Genomic DNA, 1,218 nt, shown 5'->3' on the forward strand with positions numbered 1-1,218 from the left:
ACGCCATCGAAAGTCTGAACATGCAGCTTCGCAAGATCATCAAGACGCGGGGCCACTTCCCCAATGACGAGGCTGCAATCAAACTACTCTGGCTAGCGCTACGCAACGTGCTGGCCAAGTCGGTACGGGCCACCTTTGACTGGAAATCCGCGATGAACCAGTTTGCCATCCTGTTTGGCGACCGATTCACGACGGCGCGAGGGTAACGTTCTTTTAAACCGCCTCGCCCACAAAAACGCGGACAGGTTCGCTTGCAGAAAAGGGCCATCCGCCGCGGGCTTTTGCGTTTGTCAGAAGAGAGTTGCCCGACGCGGTCGATCGGCTTGCCCAACTCGTGCGATCCATCACAAACAACGATCACCCGAAACTCTCAGTAATCACAGATGGCGCCAATGGACTGCAGACTATCGCAAGCCAATTGCCGTTCACGCCCAAGTCTGTACTCGACTGGTTCCATATCTCGATGCGCGTGCGGTATCTTGAACAGATTGCCAAAGGCCTGCGCGTGACTTCCGAACCCGAGAACGCAGCAAAGCACAAGTTGACGGCTCGCATCGGAAAGCTTCGTTGGTGCTTCTGGCACGGCAATGCGGCAAAGGCGGCGAGCCGAATGCGGGAAATCTCGACCATCTGCCGTTCCGTAGCCCCTCAGACACCACAGGCTGCTGATAGTCTTGCACAGCTGGGATACAGGGTGCGCGAGCTTGTTGCGTACGTTAAAGCCAACGGTGGATCGACGATTAATTACGGGAAACTGTATCGAGAAGGCGAACCGATCTCGACTGCGATGGCCGAGTAAACGGCGACCTGGACGAGAGACTTGAGATGATCAGGCAGCGTCCAAAACCGCTATCTCTCGAGGTCGCCGTCTTCCTCGACGAATTCCGACGCGCGTCTGAGTCGCTACCCCGAGGTTTTTAACGCTCCCGTTACTGGGAGCAGGTAGTGACAAATTTATTTCGTCCTACGAGAAGGTAAGCTCAACCGCCTTCACCACGCACCTGCCAGATTTACCACCCCAGCCCTTGATGGTTATGGACTTCGCAATCATTTGCTCGCTCGTCCGACTGGGTAGGCCTCGTATCTGGTTTCTGTTCGTCAGGTCGTGGCTTTGCTACACGCTTCCTTCAGACCCCGCCTCACGACGACGCCCTTGCGTTTCACTAGCCCTTCACCACCATCAGGTTGGGCAGGGGACTTTCACCCCCAAGCTGTTGC

The 1,218-nt window shown here is 56.1% G+C and carries 2 protein-coding genes; both read left to right on the forward strand.

What is annotated here, in order from left to right; translation table 11 throughout:
* Positions 1 to 206, forward strand: a 206-nt coding sequence (locus M3I56_RS40750; RefSeq protein ID WP_254333344.1) for a transposase, incomplete at its 5' end; no start/stop codon positions are given.
* Between the two features lie 95 nt (positions 207 to 301).
* Positions 302 to 799: a hypothetical protein gene (locus tag M3I56_RS40755; protein WP_375541888.1), complete on the forward strand. Its 498-nt coding sequence runs from the start codon at positions 302 to 304 to the stop codon at positions 797 to 799.
* Positions 800 to 1,218: the final 419 nt, after the last annotated feature.

The organism is Paraburkholderia sp. CNPSo 3281, from assembly GCF_024206515.1.
Lineage (GTDB): Bacteria > Pseudomonadota > Gammaproteobacteria > Burkholderiales > Burkholderiaceae > Paraburkholderia > Paraburkholderia nodosa.